The sequence below is a fragment of the Aequorivita aquimaris genome (genome assembly GCF_001573155.1).
GTDB lineage: Bacteria > Bacteroidota > Bacteroidia > Flavobacteriales > Flavobacteriaceae > Aequorivita > Aequorivita aquimaris.
Map to the genome: position 1 here is coordinate 22,264 of NZ_JRWG01000009.1, position 16,144 is coordinate 38,407.

Sequence of the window (16,144 nt, forward strand, 5' to 3'; positions counted from 1 at the left end):
ACTTTGAGTATTCAATTTTAAAATATAAAGACATGAAAACACTTGCCACTTTATCTATTCTTATTTTCAGTATAATCTTTACCAGTTGCGATGAAACCAAAAAAGTGATTGATGTTGCGGGCAGCGTACAACTTACGGGAAGCTATACTGTTTCAGCAATCAATGGTAAGAAATTAGTAAATGCTACTAACCCAACTTTTACAATGTCTGCACTGGACAATTCCTTCCGTGGAACTACCGGTTGTAATTCAGTTTTTGGAAATTATACAATTGATCTCTATACAATTAATTTTAGTGATCTTGCGGTAAGCGAAAAATTTTGTGCAGAAAAAGAAATTATGAAAACAGAACGTGATTTTCTAGATGCGCTCAACAATACAGGTTCGTACGCCTTGGATAATGGGGTTCTTACCTTCTATTCAAAAACAGACCGCAGTGTACTTTTGAGTGCAAAGAAAGATGAAAAATAATTGGATTAAATGATGACGATTGAAGCAATACAGGAAGAATTGATCGACGAGTTTTCTATGTTTGACGACTGGATGCAGCGTTATGAATATATGATAGAGCTTGGCAAATCTCTCCCGTTGATTGACGAAAATTTAAAAACCGACGATAAACTGATAAAAGGCTGCCAAAGCAAAGTGTGGCTTAATTCAGAAATGAAAAACGGAAAAATTATTTTTACCGCAGATAGCGACGCCATCATCACCAAAGGAATAATTGCCGTGTTGGTACGCGTTTTTTCAAACCAAAAACCTCAGGCCATACTTGATGCCAATACCGATTTTATTGATGAAATAGGATTGAAAGAACACCTTTCACCTACACGGGCAAATGGTTTGGTCTCTATGATTAAACAAATGAAAATGTATGCCCTGGCATACCAAACACAACTTAATAATTAATTAAATGGGAGCAGATACAGAAATAGACATGGCTGAACTGGGCGAAAAAATAGTAACCGTCCTAAAAACCATTTATGACCCCGAAATACCCGTTGATATCTATGAACTTGGATTAATCTACGATGTATTCATAAATGAGGATCGTGAAGTGAAAATATTGATGACACTCACCACTCCCAATTGTCCGGTAGCAGAAAGTTTGCCGCTGGAAGTTGAGGAAAAAGTAAAGTCGATGAAAATGATAAAAGATGCAGAGGTAGAAATAACTTTCGACCCGCCGTGGACACAGGAACTGATGAGCGAAGAAGCAAAGCTAGAGCTAGGGATGCTTTAAAAAAAGTGTTCCGTATTCAGTTGCAGTTGGCAGTGACAAATAACCCAAAAATTTAATATCTTTTTCTGTGAAAGAAATAGTAAACCGTGTAGCGAATAGCAAATTGGCAACTTTTGACCTTGAGGCAATCTATCCGCAAGGTGAAAGGATCGCTTTTGATATTTCGCAATGGTTGTTGGAAGGTATTGTACTTCGCGAAAGTGAATTTCGCGAGCAAGCCAAGGAACACGATTGGAGCGATTACCAAGATAAATATGTTGCTCTTTTTTGCAGTACCGATGCCATTGTTCCAGGCTGGGCATACATACTTTTATCACTTCATTTAGCTCCTTTTGCAAAAAAGGTTACCGTTGGAAGCTTAGATGAATTGGAAAGCGTTCTCTTTACGGAAATACTCCAAAACATTGATATTTCAGAATACACAGACAAACCTATCATTATAAAAGGTTGTGCCCATAAACCTATTCCACAGAATGCATACGTACTATTGGCCCAAAAACTCCAGCCAGTTGCAAAAAGTATAATGTATGGTGAAGCCTGCTCTTCTGTACCACTTTTTAAAAAAAAGTAGGAAAATTTAAATTTTACCGTAAGAATTCACAAAAGACACTCTGTTTTTAGCGCTGTTTTTACCACATTTTCAAAAGAGTAAGTACTTTTGCAAAAATTAAAACTATTTTAAAAATGAAAAAACTTTTACTCCTTGCTGTTGTGTTCACTATACCTATGGCAATAGTAGCACAAGATGAAAATGCAAAAGACACCATCCCCAATGGATGGACCCGTGCGGGAAATCTTTCGCTATTGTTCAACCAAGCAGCTTTCAACCATGAATGGACAGGTGGTGGAACTTCCAATTATTCGGGAAATCTTTCACTTACTTATGATTTCAACTATAAACACGACAAACTTAGTTGGAACAACCGCTTGATAGGTGAATATGGCCTTACTAAAAACAAGGATGATAAATATTCCCGAAAAACCAATGACCGCTTGGAGCTAAACTCTATTTTAGGTAAACAGATAAAAGAAAGCAATTGGTATTATTCATTGTTCTTGAACTTTAAAACACAGTTTGCAAAAGGTTATGAATTTAATAGCGACTTGAATCCTGAAGACGAGGGCTACCGTACAGAAACCACCCATATTCTATCACCCGCCTACATTCAGTTTGGCCCAGGTCTGCTTTGGAAAAAAAGCGATAACCTTTACGTGAATATTTCTCCGGCAACGGCTAAATTCATTTTGGTAGATAAAGATTTTACCGCTGTAGATGAATCAGTTCCCGGAGCTTTGGACGCGTACAACGAAAATAAATATTTTGGGGTTGATGCCAATGAAACTAGCCGTTTTGAATTTGGCGCTTCTCTTTCTGGATATGCAAAATTTGATGTAATGGCAAATATATCTGTAGAAAATATATTGAACCTTTATTCAAATTATCTTGAAGATCCACAAAACGTAGATATAGATTACACTCTTAATCTAGTGATGAAGGTGAATAAATACATCACTACAAACGTAACTTTTCAAGCTATATATGATGACAATGCAGTACAAGGGTTCCAGATTCGCGAAGCTTTGGGCGTTGGTTTAACCTATGGCTTTTAAGAGATAAAATGTATAATAAAGAAAGCTGCCAAGTTTCAATTCTTGGCAGCTTTTTTTATTTTCTTGTTAAAAAATTTTAATCCTCCTCGGTATATTCATCATATAAGAAATTGTTATATGGGAAACGAGTGGTATGTATTTCCTTTACTTTTTCATAAACCAGCTTTCGGAATTCGCTGAAGTTTTCCTTGTTCAAAGCAGAGATAAATATGGCGTCGCCGTTTACTTTGGACATCCAGGTTTGTTTCCATTCTTCCAAAGTATAATGTGCCTTGGTTTTTTCGGTCATCAAATCGTCGTCTTCAATCTCTTCCGCTTCATAAGCATCAATTTTATTGAAAACCATAATGGTAGGTTTGTCTGCGCTGCCTATTTCCTCCAAGATTTTATCTACGGAATCTATATGGTGTTCAAAGGATGGATGGCTGATATCTACTACGTGCAGCAGTAAATCTGCCTCTCGTACTTCATCTAAAGTACTTTTGAAGGATTCCACAAGTTGCGTGGGCAATTTTCTAATGAACCCAACGGTATCTGTCAACAAAAAGGGAAGGTTGCCTATAACCACTTTCCGAACCGTGGTATCGAGGGTTGCAAAGAGTTTATCTTCGGCAAAGACATCACTTTTACTTATCACGTTCATCAGGGTAGATTTGCCAACATTTGTGTAACCAATAAGTGCCACGCGTACCAAGGAGCCGCGATTGCCACGCTGCACTTCCATTTGGCGGTCTATTTTCTTTAATTTATCTTTCAGTAAAGCAATACGGTCGCGCACAATACGTCTGTCTGTTTCAATTTCCGTTTCTCCCGGGCCTCGCATCCCGATACCCCCACGCTGGCGTTCCAAGTGAGTCCACATACCTGCCAGTCTAGGAAGTAAATACTGGTATTGCGCAAGTTCTACTTGTGTTCGGGCATAACTGGTTTGTGCACGCTGTGCGAATATGTCCAAAATTAAATTTGTACGGTCTATTATTTTGCACTGTAATATTCTTTCAATATTTTTTTGTTGTGCGGGCGAAAGTTCATCATCAAATATTGCAACGCCCACTTCGTGCGCGTCCACAAAATTTTTTACCTCTTCCAATTTTCCGGTCCCAATAAAAGTCTTCGGATTGGGCACGTCCATTTTTTGGGTGAAGCGTTTAAGCACTTCGCCACCTGCCGTATATGCCAAAAACTCAAGTTCGTCCAGATATTCGTTAGATTTTTCTTCGTCTTGATACTGGGTTATCAATCCGATTAAAACTGCTTTTTCATAAGATATATCCGTTGGTTCAATCATACTATGTAATACTCTAAGTTGTAGTTGTTATCGATTCTTAAGTTACAATTTATTTAAGAATTAATATTTCCACAAATGTACAAAACACATGTTGAGACCTCTATGTTCCTTATGACCATTTTATGATTGTAATTAATGACTTTTTTTATTCAAACTGAGAAAAATGAAAAGGAATTTCTTAGAAAATTCATATATTTCGCTGTTAAAAAAAAGTTAACGCTAAATACTCTTTAATAACAACCAATAAAAACTTTATGGATAAAAAATTACCTCTCTATTTACAAAGTTGCCATCATTTCTTTAAAGTCAACTTTAAAAAAAACTTACTTGCTTTTTTTAGTCTTTTATTTATTTCTTTATCAGCATTTTCACAAGGGCCGGGATGTCCTAATGTATATGCAGGGGAAGATGTAGAATTAGGTTGTGGCGAACCCTGTACCGACCTTACCGCAAGTTTTTTAGACACTGGTGAAACTACCAGTTATGAAGTTTCTTCAATTACATATGATCCTCCTTTCCCGTTTACGGGGGGAACTCCTGTTTCAGTGAATACAGATGATATTTGGTCTGATGCTATCCAATTACCTTTTGATTTCTGTTTTTTTGGTGAAACCTATACGGAGATGGTTATCGGATCTAATGCAGTAGTTTCTTTCGACTTGGCAAACAATCAGCCAGGGGATTTTTGTGATTGGTCCTTTGATGACCCTATTCCAAGTCCCAACTTATTTTTCACTACAATCTTTGGCCCTTACATGGATGTTGATCCATCTGTACAAGGCTCGGGCATTATAAACTGGGCTGTTTTTGGGGAATCTCCTTGCCGGACCATGGTAGTTAACTTTCCCAATATTCCATATTTTGGATCAGCCTGCCCAAATCTCTCACTTACTTCACAAATCGTTATATACGAAACTACCAATGTAGTGGAAGTATATGTTCAGGACAGACCAAGCGGCTGTACATGGAATGACGGAAATGCTGTTTTGGGAATACAAAACCAAAACGGTACTGTTGGTTACACTGCTCCTGAAAGAAATACAAGCGATTGGGCTGCTACCAACGAAGCTTGGCGTTTTACGCCCAATGGCGCATCAAACGTTGCTTTTTCTTGGCTTGATTCTATGGGGACTGTTATTGGTACCGATACAACTATAAATGTGTGCCCAACAGATCAATCAACTACCTACACCGCCCAAGCAGTTTACACAAACTGTAATGGAGATGTTATTACGGAAACGGATGAAATTACGGTAACAAGAATAGGTTCCTTTACAGTAGATCTAGGCGGGGATCAGGAACTTTGTGATGCAGAAAGCTATGATATTACTGCCGAAATCACTGGAGGAGATCCAACTGATGCTACATTTCTTTGGAATACTGGTGAAACCACACAGACTATTACTGTTACCACTTCTGGAACATATTCTGTAGATGTTACCATAGGTACTTGTACAATTTCTGCTTCCGTAGTTATAAACTTTAATGAACTTCCTTTAATAGAGCTTGGAGACAATATTGAAACCTGTTTCTTTGACCCTATAATTTTAGATGCTTCTCCGTCTAACTATGACCCTACTGATGCTACCTATGAATGGAGTTTGGACGGGGTTGTGCTGGCAGGAGAAACAAATCCAACCCTCAATGCTACCCAGTATGGCGTATATAGCGTAAATGTTTCTGCAAATGGATGTTTGGCAACAGATGAAGTAACCATTTCTCCACAAACACTCAATGTTGCATTAGGAGATGATTTTACTTCTTGTTTTGAAATTCCCGAAACTCTTACTGCTGAAGCTATAGATTTTGACCCAGCTACAGCAACCTTCGAATGGAGCCTAGACGGAATAGTAATTGCCGGAGAAACCAACCAAACACTTAATATAACTGAGCCTGGAACATATGTGGTTACGGCTACTGTTAATTCCTGTACTGCCACAGATACCATTGTTGTTGGGTTGGGCAATATTGAAGTAACTGTAAATGATGACTTCCAAACCTGTTTTGAATCTCAAGTTCAATTAGAAGCAATGCTTACAGTTCAAAATCCTGAAGCAACTTACCAATGGAGCCTTGATGGTAACATTATTCCTGATGAAACAAATTCTACTTTAATAATTACCGAAGTAGGAACATATACCGTAACTGCAACCGTAGGGACCTGTTCAGCATCTGATAGCGTAACAGTTTCCTTTAGAGACGACCTTGAAGTAACTCTTGATGAAGACTTCAAAACATGTCCTAACGAACTTCAGATTTTAACCGCAACAACTGATGAAGAAGACGCAACATTCCAATGGTTCTTAAATGGAGATATAATTGCCGGTGAAACTAACAAAACCCTAGAGTTTTCTTTGGAGACCGGCACTTTTGGCACCCAAACCTTTGAAGTTGTAATTTCTGTTGGTGGATGCTCTGGTACAGACTCAGTAGATGTTACTTTGTATGAAGTTGGAAACTGCATAATATCTGAAGGACTTTCTCCAAATGGCGATGGTTTTAATGATACACTTGACCTTACATTCCTAAATGATAGAACTGGAATCAGTAAGCTTCAAATCTTTAATAGATTGGGAACCCTGGTTTTTGAGCAAAACAATTACACAAACCAATGGAGAGGCCAAACCAATGATGGTGAAGACCTTCCTACCGGGACGTATTTCTACGTAATTGACCTTGCCGGAAATGATGCGGTTTATGGCTCACAGGCCACAGGCTGGATCTATCTTAACCAAGAGGCTAACTAAAAACCATTAAATACTTTTTAACTACCAAATAGATAAAAATGAAAAAACATATATATATCCTAATTGTATTGATGGCAGGGTTGCTCTTTCAGGAAACACAAGCGCAGCAGGACCCCCAATACACCCAGTACATGTACAATATGAACGTGGTGAACCCAGCCTATGCGGGCTCCAAGGAAAGTCTTTCACTCACCGCCCTTTACAGAAACCAATGGTCCGGAATGGACGATAACCCAGTTACCTTTACCTTTTCGGCACATTCGCCCATTAGTGATAAAATAGGCCTGGGTCTTTCCGCCATAAAAGACGAGTTGGGTCCCGTAAGCGAGACCAATGTGTATGCAGATTTCTCCTACACCTTGCAATTGGGCAGTACCGTAAAACTTGCCTTGGGTCTAAAAGCCGGGGCCACCTTTCACGAGGTGGGCCTAAGCGGTCTGGAACTTCAGGATCCAAATGACCCTTTCTTTTCAGAAGACATAAATAACACCTACCCAAATATCGGGGCAGGTGCTTTTCTGTACGGCGATAAGTTTTACGTAGGATTTTCGGTTCCAAATATGCTGAAATCCGTTCACCTTGATGAAAACGGAATCAAGTACGGTTCCGAGACCAACCATTACTTCGCCACCGCAGGATATGTCTTCCAAGTTTCGGATAACTTTAAGTTGAAGCCTTCCGTGATGGTGAAATCTGCCTTTGACGCTCCCGTTTCCTACGATGGTAACCTGAACGCGCTGTTCTATGATAAATTTGAACTTGGAGCATCCTACAGATTGGACGATTCGTTTAGCGGTTTGGTTGGGTTCCAGATTACCCCAAACATCCGTGTGGGCTATGCTTATGACCACGTAACCTCCGACCTTAAAACAGTTGGCCCGGCCTCACACGAAGTAGTGCTGACCTTCGATCTGTTCTTTAAGCCACGCGTTTTACGTTCACCAAGATTCTTCTAATAACCAAACAAATTTCATTTAAGATGAACAAGATATATACAATCCTTTTACTCATTGCGGTAAGCAGCACAATGGCTTTCGCACAAAACAGTAAAACAAAAAAGGCCGATCAGTATTACGACCGCCTGCAATATACCGATGCCGCAGAGGCCTATCAGAAATTGCTGAAAAAGGGCGAGGGCAGCACCTACGTGTTTACCCGTCTGGGCAACAGCTATTACTTTATTAACGATACCAAAAAGGCCGAAACCTATTACAAACGCGTGGTAAAACGCAAAGATGTAGATGCCGAAACGGTCTATAACTATGCCCAATCGTTAAAGGCGAACGGCAAGTTTGCCGATTACAATACCTATATGAAGCAGTTTGCCGAAATGAAACCGAACGATTCCAGAGCGGTAACGTTTATGAAAAACCCAGACTATCTACCGGAAATTATTGACGAAAACGCCCAGAAATATTCGGCCACAAACCTAGACGCCCTTAACTCAAAGTACTCCGATTTTGGAGGTACCGTGGTGGGCAGCGATTTCTATTTTACTTCTGCGAGAAATACTTCCCGCAAAAAGTACGGCTGGAACGAAGAACCGTTTTTGGACATTTACAAGGCTTCCCTGGTAGGTGGAATGGTTAAGGGCGAATCGCTTTTGAAGGGAGACGTAAACACCAAATACCACGAGAGTACCGTAGCCATTACCGCAGACGGCAAGCGCATGTATTTTGACCGAAACGATTACTACAACGGCAAGTATAAAAAGAGCGAAGAGGGCATCAACGAGCTGAACATCTACTACGCCGAAAACGTAAACGGCGAGTGGAAAGATATTAAGCCAGTGCCTTTTAACGACCGCGAGTATTCCACCAGCCACCCTGCACTAAGCCCAGACGGTAGCACGCTTTACTTTACAAGCGACCGTCCCGGCGGCAAAGGCCAGGCAGACATTTATAAAGTATCCATTTCAAAAGACGGTACTTTCGGCACGCCCGTAAACCTTGGCGACAATATCAATACCGAAGGAAAGGAAGGCTTTCCTTTTGTGGACTCCAATGGCACACTCTACTTTAGCAGCGATGCGCATTTGGGAATGGGCGGACTGGATGTTTTTGCAGCAGAAGCCAACGGAGATTCTTTTGGTGAAGTTAAAAACCTTGGACTTGGAGTTAACAGTAGTGATGATGATTTTGCATATTCTTATAGTCCAGCCACAGAGGAAGGTTATGTGTCTTCCAACAGAAAAGGTGGCAAGGGAAGCGATGATATCTATAAAATAAAGAAATTGCAATCCTGCGAACTTCTAGTAATGGTAGTTGACGCTGAAACCGGGCAGGCCTTAGCCAACGCCAGATTGGATCTTTTTGATAGCAAGGAGAATAAATTAAAAAGCCAAAATACAGATGCCAATGGTAAGGGAACCTTAGCCGCTGCCTGCAACCAGGCGCACGTAGTCCAGGCTTTTATGGATGGGTATGAAAGCAATGCCGAAACCATTGCCGCACAACGCAGTGGCGAGAAGAACGTACGTATTGCCCTGCGACCCATTGACCAGATCGTGGAAGGCGAAATGGTAAAACTGAACCCGATCCTCTTCGACTTTGACAAGCATAACATTAAGCCGCAGGCTGCTTTTGAACTTGACAAGCTGGTAGAATTGATGAAGAAAAACCCAGATATGGTAATAAAAGTGGAAGGCCATACCGACAACCGCGGTAGCGATGCCTACAATATGGACCTTTCGGAAAGACGTGCGCGCAGTACTGTACAATATGTAATTTCAAAAGGAATTGCGAAAGACAGAATTAGCGGGCAAGGTTTTGGCGAAAGCCGTCCGGCTGTGGATTGCGCGCCTAACTGTACCGAGGCCCAACACCAGCAGAACAGACGCTCAGATTTTATTGTGGTGAAGAGATAACCACTAGTTAATAGTAACTGGTAACCAACCAGAAAAAGAACCCCTGCTTATTTCCAGTACGGAAGGTTGCGGGGGTTTTCTTTTTGGGTAAATTGAAAGGCGGGAGGTTTGTGAAAGATCGCCGCTTTAACAGAACAACTAATTGATGCTCGTGATAAAAAGCGATACGTAGTGTAGTGAAGCTATTGTCTTTTTATTTACCTAAATACAATTAACAGTTGAGTAAATTAAATAAGCCAGACTTCAAATTCCCCTAAAACCTTGTGGGTGACATTAAATAACTTCCCTTGGACAATTTATTGCGCTATACTCATAAAAATATTGCGCTATTTTTTGAAAATATAGCGTAATAAATTACCGACGGCACGTTAGGTTTTATCCCTCGGATAAGCATCTTTCCTGACTGGGCTGCCGTGACTTTCTTTAAAGGAAATAAAAAAACCGCCCCCAGAGGAAGCGGTTTCATCATTTTATAAGACCTAATAGGTTTTAAAAACCTTGCAGGGACATTTCCCAAAGGGTTATTCCACTACGGAAATATTGTCTATTTGGTACGTAGTCGTGGTTCCGTTTGATGCACCTTCGTATTGGTAGGCAATATAGACCACCTGTCCGGCATAGGCCGAAAGGTCCACGTCGCCCGAAGGGGTAAACTCATCACCATAACCGCTTGTGTTTCCACTGGAAATGGTTGCATTCAAGTTTGTCCAAGTTGCTGTTGTAACATCCCCTGCAAAATCAGTTGAAATTTTCACTGTAAGCGCAGCGCCGTTATTAAAACCATCATTGGTTTCAAAAGTAAGGGTTGGAGCGGAGCCGCTAGGCAAAATAAGCCCTGGGGTAACTAACCACACTTCATAGGGGTTTTCGTTTGAGTTGTATGCAGAGGTCTGCGCATATTTGTTTGAATCGTACTCACGCACTTCGTAAAGACGGGTACCGCCATTTACGTTTACATTTGTCCATCCTGAAATATTTACATTCATGCCAGTACCGGCAGTTTGTCCTTCAAAGTTTTCTGAAAAAGGCAATTCCAAAGCATCGCCAGGCCCACCATTACTGCAACGCTCTCCGTCCATCTGCACATCATCTGTATCGCGAATAAACAATTGGTAATCGCTGTTGAAAATACTCAAAACAGCAGTAAGGGTGCCATTGCCTTCGGGTAGTGTCATATTTTTGAAATCTGCAAAGCCACTGGTTCTAAGCAATACCGTCTGTCCATCACAGTTTTCTACTGTTCTATTTACGCCAAAAGTATTGTTTAGGTTTCCGTATGCCTCAACACCCGCTACACCGTCCGGAAATTGAACACCTTCAAACTTAACTAGTGTATTCAATCTTGCTGGGTTTGATGCTTCTGCAACCCCTATAACGGTAGGAACTAATTCTACATTTTCAGTAGAACGCATGATGCGGCTTTCAAAATCTTCAATCTCTATCCGGCCAACCTCATCACCATCCTGAGTACCGATGGTGGGTAAACCAGCATATTCGCCAATATACAATCCGTCAACGCGGAAGTAGATTTTACGGCCAGGACCATATTTAGTGTAAAGGTCAGTTGCATTTGTAGAGATAGATAGACCTGCTGTTGGATTTTCAGGTTTATCCTGAATGATAAGTTGCTTGTAGTAATTGCCAGACTCGTCGCTGGAAACTACATAAGCTTCAATATATAGCGGCTCTGTAGAATCGGGCCCTGCTTCAACTTTTACAGGTTCAAAACCGCCATACATTTCTTTAACTGCGGTAATGGTGGTGTTTACGTCAACGTTTGGTTCTTCCACGTTAATCTCCGGCACATTATAATCATCATCCTGCACACAGGAAGTAGCAATCATTCCTAAGAAAAATAGGAAAGGTATAAGTTTGATGTTCAGTATTCTTTTCATATTTATAAAATTAATTCTTTTTTTCTTAATTAAAATCGAACGTAAAGGTTTAGGTAATAAGTTGTTCCGTAGCCGTACCAGTATTTTGGTCCAAATACACGGGTGTCGTTTGCGGTGTCTTCAGAAAGGGTTCTGTAATTTGCGCTTCTTCCCTGTTCAAAACCACCAGTTTTGTATTTTTCGTCGAAAATATTGTTGATACTTGCAAAGAAGCCAACAAAATAATCTTTTATTTTCCATGACTTTCCACCTACAACGTTTACCAACATATAGTCGTCAAACTTTTCCTGTTTTAACAATTCCCTCGCTACCGCTGGGTCGTAATCGTTAAAAGGAAGTCCGTCTGTATCCAAATAAAAGTTTGAGGTTCTTGTAAGTGGCGAAACGTCTATATAAGCATTATTGAAATAGTTGGTTGTAGCACCGAACCACCAGAAGTCTGGATCGCGGTATTCAAATCCTATTTGGTAGGCTTGCTGAGGGCCACCTGCAACTTTATAGTTTTCCAAATATGACTTTCCAAAGTTTACCACATTGTCAAAATCATCAGAGGTTATATATAAATTTGGGTTATTGTCATAAGTATTTTGGCCGTATGCAGCAGCACCTTTTAACTTGATAGTGGGAGTAACTTGGGCTTCTATACCAAACTCTGCTCCTACGTTTCTTTTGTCAATATCAGTCAAAACCTCTTGCACAAAAGCTGTGGTTGAATTGATTCCGGGAACTGAAATACCGTCGGCATAATAGAAGGAAATTTCAGAAGCATCCTGCATTAAAGTGTAGTAACCCGTTAAACGTGCTTTCACGATTGGAGAACGGAAAATATAGCTTCCGTCTATACTTATATTTTTTTCTTCTGTTAAACCAATAACGGTATTGTTGTTCTGGCGCGAGTTTGAAAAGGAATTTCTAAGCGAAGGCGCATCAGTAAAATAAGCACCATTTACTTCCAAAATGTGTCTTCCAGAAATTTTATAGGTAGCCCCAGCTTTTCCGCCGTAGGTTGTAAAATCCAATGCTTCACTTTGGCCAAAAGAATTGTCGGGGAAGTTTCCATTGCGGTACAATCCGTTTCTTTGGTATGTGGTTTTTCCTAACTTTCCTGCCAAGTAAAAATCTACTTTGGAATAGCTGAACTGGCCTTGCACAAACCCGTGATAGTCCGTGGCGTCAAGCTCAAAATTATATTTGAATTTATCTCCTTCCCCCACCACGCGGTCTGGGTTGTTCAAATCGCTTTGTGATTCATCGCCAAAGTTGAAGGTATCCACATCCAAATAACCATTGCCACCAAGTAAATCTATCATATTGGCAAAATTGCTTGAGTTAAGGTTTCTATAATTAAAAGAAGCGGTCAAAGCAATGTTATCAGTCAACTGCGAGTTCAAAATAGTATTTGCTGAAAGTTGTTTGTCATCGTTTCTGTCTTCATACAAATAGTACCGTGAAGTACCACCATAAAAAATATTTGTTTCGTAAATATCCTGCCAGTCTATTTGCCCGTCATTCACAAAGTTTGAATAAGCTTGGTAGGCTCCTTCATAGTTTGTACCCGTTGGGTCTGCCAAAAAGTAACTTGGTAATTTTTGGTAATAGGTAGGGTCTGGGTTGGGCGCATTGTCGTAACCTAAACGGCTGTTACCGGTTTTACCAAATTGGTAGCCCACATTGGTATTAAGTTGTGTTTTTTCTGAAATATCCCAGAAATGGTTCAGCATAACAACAGGTTCTTCTATTTCCCTGATACGTGAGTTGCGAATTTCACCGTCCTGTTCTCCCCAATATGCATTGTATCGGGTTCCCTTAAGATCATAAACTTCTTGGGTATTTGGTGATGATTTTCCTCTTCGGTTGGGCGTATAAAATGCTGTAAGGTTAAGGCTGTGGGCATCGTTCAATCTTTTTTCTACGGAAGCAAAAAATGAATTGGCGTCATATAAAGTACCGTCATTAAAGCCTTCTTCCCCAAAGCGTCTCGCTATCAATACAGAATAGGCCCATCCACTAGGCAGCAGGCCGCTATTGTAGGAGCCCATAACTCTTCCTCGGTAACTTCTGTTGCTTGTGGCATAAGAAATGCGACCACCCTTGCGATATTGGGAAGCTCTCATTATTATATTTGTTGTGCCCGCAAGATGACCAAAATTATATTCGTTGGCCGAAATTCCCATAGAAAACATCTGGTTGCGCTGCGCATCGTTAAGTCCGCCCCAATTGGACCATTGCGGTCTTCCGTTGTAAAGTTTGTTCATCTCCAAACCGTTAATAAGTACTTTTCCATCTTCAGAATCGTAGCCTCGTGGTCTGAAAAAAGTTGCGCTAAAATCATACGAAGCCGCATTCAAGAAAACATCTCTTGAAGCCTGAAGCAAGCCTGAAACATTGTAAGAGGTTCCCTCGTCTTCGTCCAGTTCGTTGTCGGAAAGACTGATAACTCCAATTTGAGCTTCAACGGCAGATAGATCTACTTCCATCAAGATTGATTCTAGAGCTACGGGTGTATTGGGCTGTATAGTTACAGGAATACGCAATGAAACATAACCTGATTTTGACAATACCAAAACTTGTTCTCCCTGCGGAAGGCTTTGTTGTGAAAAAGAAAAAATTCCTTCAGCATCTGTAGTTGTGCTGAAAATACTGTTTAAAATACTGACTTCTACGTCTGGTATTGGTTCACTGGAGTTGGTGTCTAGCACTCTACCAGTAATAACGGTTTCTTGGGCAAACATTGAAAATCCCGAAAAGAAAACCATGAAAGTAAAAATGAATCTGTTCATTCTAAAATTTAAAGTTTTAATATTAAGATATCTTTAAAATAGGGTGCAAAAATAAATTTTTTAAATGAAATAACTACTTTTGGCCTCATTAATGAATAAAACTTTACGCAAACATAATATTTAAACATCACTATGAAATTACCCATTTGGTTTTTCACCTTAACACTGCTAACATTTACCGCATCCTTTGGGCAAAATGAAAAGCAATACAAAGTAAACACTATCGCCTTTTACAACGTTGAAAACCTTTTTGACTATGAAGACGACCCACTTATTTTTGACGACGACCGTACCCCGGAAGGGAAAGATCATTGGACCCAGGAGATTTATGAGGCAAAATTGGCTAATATGGCAAGGGTAATTTCAGAAATAGGCGAAGATGTTACAGGAACCTCTCCAGCAATCATTGGCGTTAGCGAAATAGAAAATCGGCGTGTACTCGAAGATCTTTTAAACCAGGAATCCTTGGTTAAAAAAGATTACGGTATTGTCCATTTTGACAGTCCTGACCGCCGTGGGATTGATGTTGCAATGTTATACCAGAAAAAACTTTTTACACCTACCAATTACAAGGCCTACGAACTTGTAATTTATGATGACCAAGACCGCAGCAAACGTATTTATACCAGAGATCAATTATTGGTCAGCGGGATGCTGGATGGCGAGAAAATTCACGTGATCGTTAACCACTGGCCCTCGCGAAGTGGCGGCGAAGCACGAAGCAGGCCCAAGCGTATAAAAGCCGCAGAACTTAACAAACAAATAATGGATTCATTATTCAGTGAAGATCCGTATGCAAAAATTATCACTATGGGCGATCTAAATGATGACCCCACCAATGAAAGCGTTAAAGAGATTTTAAAAGCCAAAAGTGAACGTGATGACATGAAAATAAAAGAGCTGTATAATCCAATGGAGGATATGTTTAAAAAAGGATTGGGCACCTTGGCCTATCGTGACGGCTGGAACCTATTTGACCAAATCATAATTTCTACTGAATTAGCAAAAAAAGATTATTCAAGCTATCGCTTTTACAAAGCTGGAATTTTCAATAAAAGCTATTTGGCCACTCCGCGCGGACAGTACAAAGGTTATCCGTTCCGGAGTTTTGTGAATGGATATACGGGTGGTTACAGCGATCATTTTCCTGTATTTATTTATCTTATTAAGGAGAAAAATTAGGGTAGAACAACCCTCTTTATTCAAACAAAAAAATCCTGCTGAAAAATAGCTCAACAGGATTTTTTTTTGAAAATATATTTTCTTTTAGAACCAATCGTTCCACGGAATCCTGCTTAACATTAAAACCAATGCAATGGTATAGAAAATTGCCAAGGTTTTAAATTTGCCGCTGGAAAGCAGTTTCTTTTTATGTTTTGAATAACCTATGGTTATAAAAACTACGGTCAAAATCATAATCAAAGGATGCTCCACTGCATACAGCCGAGCGGTGGAATCTTTCATTACAACGCCCATTCCCGAACTGGTAATATTTTGTAATCCCAAGGGTGAAACAAAATAAAGCACCAATCCAATTAGTAATTGGATGTGCGTAACAATAAGCGCGAAGAGTGAAATTCTAAAGTCTTTGGCCCCGTATTCCCTTTTTGAGAAAAATCCTGCCAGTGCATTGATGGTTGCAAGCAAAATAATGAGAAGTACTAGATAAGCCCAGTAAGAATGAATAAATTGAATTGTTGTGTACATATGTGAGT

General features: G+C 40.1%; 13 protein-coding genes. 9 read left to right on the forward strand and 4 right to left on the reverse strand.

What is annotated here, in order from left to right; all coding sequences use genetic code 11:
• The first annotated feature begins 32 nt into the window (after positions 1-32).
• From LS48_RS12410 to LS48_RS12430, 5 genes are all read left to right on the forward strand, one after another.
• Positions 33-470 (forward strand): META domain-containing protein, encoded by a 438-nt coding sequence (locus LS48_RS12410; RefSeq protein ID WP_062622828.1) that lies wholly within the window; start codon positions 33-35, stop codon positions 468-470.
• 12 nt (positions 471-482) lie between these two features.
• Complete coding sequence (locus LS48_RS12415) at positions 483-908, forward strand: SufE family protein (RefSeq protein ID WP_062622829.1); 426 nt, start codon at positions 483-485, stop codon at positions 906-908.
• 4 nt (positions 909-912) lie between these two features.
• Positions 913-1,242 (forward strand): SUF system Fe-S cluster assembly protein, encoded by a 330-nt coding sequence (locus LS48_RS12420; protein ID WP_062622830.1) that lies wholly within the window; start codon positions 913-915, stop codon positions 1,240-1,242.
• A 67-nt stretch (positions 1,243-1,309) separates the two neighbouring features.
• Positions 1,310-1,813, forward strand: a complete 504-nt coding sequence (locus LS48_RS12425; protein WP_062622831.1) for a DUF2480 family protein — start codon at positions 1,310-1,312, stop codon at positions 1,811-1,813.
• Positions 1,814-1,926: 113 nt separating this feature from the next.
• Positions 1,927-2,853: a DUF3078 domain-containing protein gene (locus tag LS48_RS12430; RefSeq protein ID WP_062622832.1), complete on the forward strand. Its 927-nt coding sequence runs from the start codon at positions 1,927-1,929 to the stop codon at positions 2,851-2,853.
• Between the two features lie 76 nt (positions 2,854-2,929).
• On the opposite strand, the gene hflX is transcribed toward LS48_RS12430, so the two are convergent.
• Positions 2,930-4,141 (reverse strand): GTPase HflX, encoded by a 1,212-nt coding sequence (gene hflX, locus LS48_RS12435; protein WP_062622833.1) that lies wholly within the window; start codon positions 4,139-4,141, stop codon positions 2,930-2,932.
• A gap of 254 nt (positions 4,142-4,395) precedes the next feature.
• Here hflX and LS48_RS12440 point away from each other — a divergent pair, with 254 nt between their 5' ends.
• From LS48_RS12440 to LS48_RS12450, 3 genes are read left to right on the forward strand one after another with little or no spacing between them, the layout of a single operon-like run.
• Positions 4,396-6,888: a T9SS type B sorting domain-containing protein gene (locus LS48_RS12440; RefSeq protein WP_062622834.1), complete on the forward strand. Its 2,493-nt coding sequence runs from the start codon at positions 4,396-4,398 to the stop codon at positions 6,886-6,888.
• 38 nt (positions 6,889-6,926) lie between these two features.
• The gene (locus LS48_RS12445; protein WP_062622835.1) at positions 6,927-7,844 is read left to right on the forward strand and encodes a PorP/SprF family type IX secretion system membrane protein; all 918 of its coding nucleotides are present in this window, start codon (positions 6,927-6,929) and stop codon (positions 7,842-7,844) included.
• A 23-nt stretch (positions 7,845-7,867) separates the two neighbouring features.
• Complete coding sequence (locus tag LS48_RS12450) at positions 7,868-9,754, forward strand: OmpA family protein (RefSeq protein WP_062622836.1); 1,887 nt, start codon at positions 7,868-7,870, stop codon at positions 9,752-9,754.
• A gap of 521 nt (positions 9,755-10,275) precedes the next feature.
• On the opposite strand, the gene LS48_RS12455 is transcribed toward LS48_RS12450, so the two are convergent.
• Both LS48_RS12455 and LS48_RS12460 read right to left on the reverse strand, forming a co-directional pair.
• A complete protein-coding gene (locus tag LS48_RS12455) occupies positions 10,276-11,649 on the reverse strand; it encodes a DUF5689 domain-containing protein (protein ID WP_062622837.1) in 1,374 nt (457 codons plus the stop codon).
• Between the two features lie 29 nt (positions 11,650-11,678).
• Complete coding sequence (locus tag LS48_RS12460; protein WP_062622838.1) at positions 11,679-14,429, reverse strand: TonB-dependent receptor; 2,751 nt, start codon at positions 14,427-14,429, stop codon at positions 11,679-11,681.
• A gap of 132 nt (positions 14,430-14,561) precedes the next feature.
• On the opposite strand from LS48_RS12460, the gene LS48_RS12465 reads away from it, so the two are divergent.
• Positions 14,562-15,611, forward strand: coding sequence for an endonuclease/exonuclease/phosphatase family protein (locus tag LS48_RS12465; protein ID WP_062622839.1), 1,050 nt, complete (start codon positions 14,562-14,564; stop codon positions 15,609-15,611).
• Positions 15,612-15,695: 84 nt separating this feature from the next.
• Here LS48_RS12465 and LS48_RS12470 read toward each other — a convergent pair whose 3' ends face one another.
• Positions 15,696-16,136, reverse strand: coding sequence for a COX15/CtaA family protein (locus LS48_RS12470; protein WP_062622873.1), 441 nt, complete (start codon positions 16,134-16,136; stop codon positions 15,696-15,698).
• Positions 16,137-16,144 lie beyond the last annotated feature (8 nt).

Bases quoted from the DNA above. Each gene is read 5' to 3' on its own strand.
- LS48_RS12410 (WP_062622828.1), top strand. From the start codon at position 33: ATGAAAACACTTGCCACTTTATCTATTCTTATTTTCAGTATAATCTTT.
- LS48_RS12415 (WP_062622829.1), top strand. From the start codon at position 483: ATGACGATTGAAGCAATACAGGAAGAATTGATCGACGAGTTTTCTATG.
- LS48_RS12420 (WP_062622830.1), top strand. From the start codon at position 913: ATGGGAGCAGATACAGAAATAGACATGGCTGAACTGGGCGAAAAAATA.
- LS48_RS12430 (WP_062622832.1), top strand. From the start codon at position 1,927: ATGAAAAAACTTTTACTCCTTGCTGTTGTGTTCACTATACCTATGGCA.
- hflX (WP_062622833.1), bottom strand. From the start codon at position 4,141: ATGATTGAACCAACGGATATATCTTATGAAAAAGCAGTTTTAATCGGA.
- LS48_RS12440 (WP_062622834.1), top strand. From the start codon at position 4,396: ATGGATAAAAAATTACCTCTCTATTTACAAAGTTGCCATCATTTCTTT.
- LS48_RS12445 (WP_062622835.1), top strand. From the start codon at position 6,927: ATGAAAAAACATATATATATCCTAATTGTATTGATGGCAGGGTTGCTC.
- LS48_RS12450 (WP_062622836.1), top strand. From the start codon at position 7,868: ATGAACAAGATATATACAATCCTTTTACTCATTGCGGTAAGCAGCACA.
- LS48_RS12455 (WP_062622837.1), bottom strand. From the start codon at position 11,649: ATGAAAAGAATACTGAACATCAAACTTATACCTTTCCTATTTTTCTTA.
- LS48_RS12460 (WP_062622838.1), bottom strand. From the start codon at position 14,429: ATGAACAGATTCATTTTTACTTTCATGGTTTTCTTTTCGGGATTTTCA.
- LS48_RS12465 (WP_062622839.1), top strand. From the start codon at position 14,562: ATGAAATTACCCATTTGGTTTTTCACCTTAACACTGCTAACATTTACC.
- LS48_RS12470 (WP_062622873.1), bottom strand. From the start codon at position 16,136: ATGTACACAACAATTCAATTTATTCATTCTTACTGGGCTTATCTAGTA.